Genomic DNA, 5,716 nt, shown 5'->3' with positions numbered 1-5,716 from the left:
ATTTGAATTGGCATTAATGTAAATGGAGCTTGGAGCCAAGAAAAAGAAATAAATGGAAATTCATTTTTCAACGGAGATTCTGGTAAAAAAGCAATAAATGTCAATGCACCAATAGTAATAACTGGATCTGTTTCTCCTATTGCCCGTGATAAACCTATAATTATACCAGTAAGAATAGTACCAAAGGAGTAAGGTAAAAGATGGTCCCAAATCATTTGCCATTTACTTGCTCCCAGAGCATAAGCAGCTTCTCGTAAATTAGTTGGAATTGAGCGGAGAGCTTCACGAGTAGTGACAATAACTATCGGTAAAATTAATAATGCTAAAGTTAAGCCTGCGGTGAGAATACTTTCCCCTAATTTTAACTGATAAACAAAAAATCCTAATGCTAATAAACCATAAATAATTGAAGGTACACCTGCAAGATTTGTCACATTAATTTCTATTAGATCGGCAATCCAATTTTTCCGAGCATATTCTTCTAGATAAATACCAGAAGCAACTCCTAAAGGAATTGCTACTAATGCAGTTATTAACATTACTAAACAAGTACCTACCCAGGCCGATAAAATTCCTGCTTCTTCGGGTTTTCTACTAGGAAAAGAAAATAAGAAGTTCCAATTTAGGCGTGGTAAGCCATCAATCATCATTTTAATTATTAAAGCAGCTAGGATTAATATTGAACCCGTAATTACTAATAAACCAATTATGGCAAAAATACTATTAACCAAATTTCGTTTATTCAGATTACTTTGAAGATGATGAGAAGGTAAATATTTCTTGGTAAAATCTTGATTTGACATCTATATCAAGTCCCTCTATTTTATCGACATATATTTAACAATTAATAATTAACAATTACCGAATAATTAAGGTTTAAAGCCTCTCATGAGCAAGGAGAAACAAGAAAAAATTTTCCTTTTATTCAATCCTCTTCCTTATTAGGGAGAGGTAATTATCAATTATCCATTATTGAACTCTCCTTGAAAAGAAGAGGATTGATGGGATAGGGAAAATTTTTTCTTTTCTCTTGGTCGATTGGATATGGCTCCGAGACCTTGCCATTTTACCCTACCGGAAGCTCCGAAGATCGACCGCTTTTATCCTTGAAAGGAGAGGCTTTAAACCTTAACTATTCGGCCAGAAAGTTTGCCGGACTTTTTGCTGTTAGTAAATAACCAACTCTTGTTTGATACCATTTTGAAAAAAGAATGTTACGAATAATAAGCGCGATAAAAAGACTTTAAAGGAGATTTCCCTTTGACAAAAAAGAGAATTTCCTAGTTCAAAACTGGTATTAAAGCCATTCCCATACGACTCCTGACTCCTGACTCCTAAGAAATATCCTAGTTATTTGTAGCAAAAATTTATAAAATTGGTATGACATCTCAAATTAAAACGCTATATCGCTAAAAATGTTTGCTTTAATGTACAATAATTTCTAGAAATTATTTTCAGTTCAAATATTTAACCTATACGGTTTATTTTTTTGAATGTCTTGGATTTGTTTTACATTCTATTATCATAGTATTTTTATCTGAAATATAACTTCATAGTTATCATCTCAATACACGAATTTTATGAAAATCTGTTGGCTAGTATCAATAACCAATTTAAAAACATAACAGCTTCTTCCTTCTTCCTTCTTCCTTCTTCCTTCTTCCTTCTTCCTTCTTCCTTCTTTTAATATATTTCGCGATAATGTTTGGCTAGCAAATTACCGATTATATTTAATATTAAAGTTATCAATACTAAAGTTAGACCAGCAGCAAAAATTGTTTGATAAGCTAAAGTTCCATGAGGTAAATCACCAAGACTAACCTGCACAATATATGCTGTAATAGTAGCAGCTTGGTCTGTGGGATTTAAAGTAAAATTGGGCTGCAAACCAGCCGCAATAGCAACAATCATTGTTTCTCCTACTGCACGGGAAGCTCCCAGAATATAAGCCGAACAAATACCAGAAATAGCAGCTGGAAAGACAACAAATAATGATGTTTGAAACCTAGTTGCTCCCATAGAAAAAGACCCTTCTCGTAAACCTACTGGCACAGAACGCATGGCATCTTCGCTTATAGAGCTAATAAATGGAATAATCATTACTCCCATTACTAATCCTGCACTCAACATATTAAAAGTTGGCAAATTTGGAAATATTTTTTGTAATAGTGGAGTGACGTATAAAAGTGCAAAATAACCATAAACTACTGTGGGAATAGCAGCCAATAATTCCAAGAAAGGTTTGATAGTTTCTCTAAATTTTATGGGAGAAAATTCACTCAGATAAATTCCTGCTATAGTGCCCAGTGGAATAGCTATCATTAAAGCAATAATTGAAGTTACTAAGGTTCCTGAGACTAAAGGTAAAATTCCATATTGTGGATTTTGAAATAAGGGAGTCCATTGTGTATTAGTCAAGAATTCTAATATGGATATTTCTTGAAAAAATAAAACTGATTCTCTGACTAAAATAAATAGAATTGCTATGGTAGTTGCTACTGAAGAAAAAGCTGCTAAAAACAAAATATATTCAATTATTTTTTCTCGTATATCTTGAACTAATCTTGGCGAACATTTTGGTGATTTTATTAATTTTAAAAGTTTATTTCTCATTCAATACTCAGGGATTAAATAAATAATAATAGTAAGAATTCAGCTAATACCAATTAAAAAAAAGAATGCTACAAAAAGGTAGATATTGATCGGATATACTGAAAAATAGCTGCTCCAGTTCATTGTAGATAGTTATTTCTATTGTTTTACCCTTTTTTTCAATATTTAAGCATTCAGCGGTCAGCTATCAGCTTAATTATCTTTAACGCAAGCTAGTCGTTATTGTACTTCAATTTTATGGGTTTAAAATGTAGTCAAAGTAAAACAAATGCTTGCTTAATTATATCTCTGGCAAAAAATTAATTAAATCAATTCAAGATATAAATCAACAATTTCATCTCTTTATTTCCTATCCCCTGACTTCTGCAAGAAGTCTATTCATTAAAAAGCTGAGAGCTGTTTGCGGAGCATTCCGTAGGAAACGCTAATAGCTGAATGCTTACTTCAATATTTATCCCTATATTCCTTTTTTCATCTTCCTTCTTTCTTACTTCTACCATTTGTAACAAACATTTATCACCCTTGGTATAAGTAATAGGTATATCTAATTAAACGTTAAAAAAATTGTAGGGTCGGGTTTAGCCGAAAGCCTTGATAAATTAGCGATACAGTACTAAAAATCAGCCGTACACTTGTTGCATTTATTTATACTTACCTAAGTAACAATGAATTAGGGTGATGATTGTTTATATAGCTAAAGTTAGCTGATATGCTTTTAATTATGCCTCATTTTTTCAACACTTACTTATATAGAAGTTGAAGGAAAGGTTATACCAATTTGATAAATATTTACTACAAATAAATAGCTTATTTCTTAGGAGTCAGAATGTAAGCATTGAGCTATCAGCAATAAGACTCTCTTCTTAAAGACAGTATTTAAATTAATAACTGACTTTAAGGCCAAGGTAGGCAACTTTTGTAGTAAGACAATTAATAAAGCTTTTATCCTAAACTAAAAGCAATAGCTGAATGCTTACGTCACAATAGATAGTTTTGATATTATTTAGGGTTTCCTGAAAAAGTCTTTTAGTAGAGGTAGGATAAAGGAGACAGACAAGTTAATAAATTTCATAATTCTGTGCAGCCTCACATAAAATTGAGGCTTAGAAATTAGCAGATAATTTATCTAATTTTTAGCATTAGTTTACATAATAAAATATGTTTACCACTTGAATCTAATTTAGTATTAAAAATAGAATAATTACTCTACTTAAAAAGGCTTTAAGTCTTCATTATAATATTTAAAAATATAATATTCAAAAATTTAACTACTACTCCCAATAACACGATTTTTAAAACGTTCCATTGCTTGCTGATATTCTAGTTCTGACAGAGGTACAGAATTGACTTCTTTAACTAATTGAGGAGCATTCTGGAGATAAAATTCAACAAATTCTTGAACTTCAGGACGCTCTGCTGCCTTAGCATTAACATAAATAAAAATTGGTCTAGCCAAAGGTTGATATTGCCCATTTCGTACTGTTTCCAATGAAGGTTTAACAGGTCTATTACCATTGTCTATCGCTATTGCTTTGATTCGGTCTCGGTTCGCTTCATAATAAGAATAGCCAAAATAAGCAATAGCATTAGGGTCATTAGCAACAGCTTGAACCAAAACATTATCATCTTCACTAGGCGTATAGTCAGAACGGCTAGCTCCAGACTTACCAACTACTTCATTAGTAAAATAGTCAAATGTACCTGAGTCTGCACCTGGCCCATACATTCTCAGTTCTGCATTAGGCCAATTAGAGTTTACCTGATTCCATCTTATAACTTTACCTTGGGCCTCAGGTGCCCACATCTTTCTTAGTTCCTCCATAGTCATAGTATCAACAAAGTTTTCCCTATGAACAGCTACAGTAATAGCATCATAAGCAATAGGTAGTTCTATAAATTCAATTCCTGCAGCTTTACATTTTTCTATTTCAGATGGTTGAATAACTCTGGAAGCATCAGAAATATCTGTTCTTACAGAATCTTCTTGAGAACAAAATTTTTGAAAGCCTCCCCCTGTTCCAGAAATTCCAACTGTTACCCGCATCATACCTCTTTTCTGTTTTTGAAATTCTTCGGCTACTGCTTCAGTAATAGGGTAAACTGTGCTAGAACCATCAATTTTAATAATAGACGGGCTTTGAGACCTAACTACAGGAATAGTTATAACTAATGTTGTAGCTACTAGAGCAAAGACACTAGCTAATTTCCACTTTTTCAGTTTCAACTTCTTTACTTTGGTAGTTACCATACTCTTATTTTCCTAGAGTTTTGATCGAATATCTAGACAATTAAATGTTTATATAGCAATCCTATTTTATTTGTGTATAAAAATCTTACCGCTTTTAGGGAACAGGGAACAAGGAACAGGGAACAGGGAAGAAGAAAAAAACGTATTATATGAATATAATAATTGCTATATTCTATACTTTTAAGGAACACATCAATTCTCACAACTGATTCGGTGATTGCTATAAAAATAATAATTTTTATTTAATTTCTAAGTATAATTCTTTGAGAATAAGTAAAATTTAAGCACAGTTTAAATATAGGTTAATAGCTAACAATAATTATGACAAAAATATGGATAATCAATATACTTTAGCAGCAGAATTTTCACAATTGGGGATAGGTCTACATAGCGGTATTAAATCTCATATTAGAGTTATACCTGCACCCAAAAATTCAGGTAGATATTTTGTTAGAGTTGACTTACCTGAGACTCCTATTATTCCAGCTCTAATAAACTTTGTAGTTTCTACTACTCTCTCTACTGAATTTGGTATTGAAAATATTCGTATTCGTACTGCAGAACATTTGTTAGCTGCTTTGGCTGGAATGGGAGTAGATAATGCTCGAATTGAAATTAATGGCCCAGAAGTTCCTCTGCTGGATGGCTCATCTAAAGTCTGGGTAGAGGCGATCGCTTCTGTAGGATTAGTTGCTCAACCAGAGAATGGAAATAGGGAGATGGGGAGATGGGGAGATGGGGAGATGGGGAGATGGGGAGATGGGGAGGGTGGGAGATGGGGAGGTGGGGAGGGTGGGAGATGGGGAGGTGGGGAGATGGGGAGATGGGGAGGTGGGGAGGTGGGGGGATGGGGAG

The 5,716-nt window shown here is 33.2% G+C and carries 4 protein-coding genes; 1 reads left to right on the top strand and 3 read right to left on the bottom strand.

The genetic code is table 11. The features are described 5' to 3' along the window. From pstA to F6K54_RS39115, 3 genes are all read right to left on the bottom strand, one after another. Window positions 1-803: phosphate ABC transporter permease PstA (gene pstA / locus F6K54_RS39125; protein WP_293089615.1), on the bottom strand; the 803-nt coding region annotated here is incomplete at its 3' end. An 880-nt stretch (window positions 804-1,683) separates the two neighbouring features. Next, window positions 1,684-2,613, bottom strand: a complete 930-nt coding sequence (pstC, locus tag F6K54_RS39120; RefSeq protein WP_293089613.1) for a phosphate ABC transporter permease subunit PstC — start codon at window positions 2,611-2,613, stop codon at window positions 1,684-1,686. Between the two features lie 1,264 nt (window positions 2,614-3,877). Next, window positions 3,878-4,861 (bottom strand): PstS family phosphate ABC transporter substrate-binding protein, encoded by a 984-nt coding sequence (locus F6K54_RS39115; protein WP_293089611.1) that lies wholly within the window; start codon window positions 4,859-4,861, stop codon window positions 3,878-3,880. Window positions 4,862-5,193: 332 nt separating this feature from the next. Here F6K54_RS39115 and F6K54_RS39110 point away from each other — a divergent pair. Then, window positions 5,194-5,716 (top strand): UDP-3-O-acyl-N-acetylglucosamine deacetylase (locus tag F6K54_RS39110; RefSeq protein ID WP_293089609.1); only part of this gene is annotated, 523 nt, incomplete at its 3' end.

This window comes from Okeania sp. SIO3B5, assembly GCF_010692555.1.
GTDB lineage: Bacteria > Cyanobacteriota > Cyanobacteriia > Cyanobacteriales > Microcoleaceae > Okeania.
Note: the sequence above shows the minus strand (reverse complement) of the source record. Positions and strands in the feature narration are given on the sequence as shown.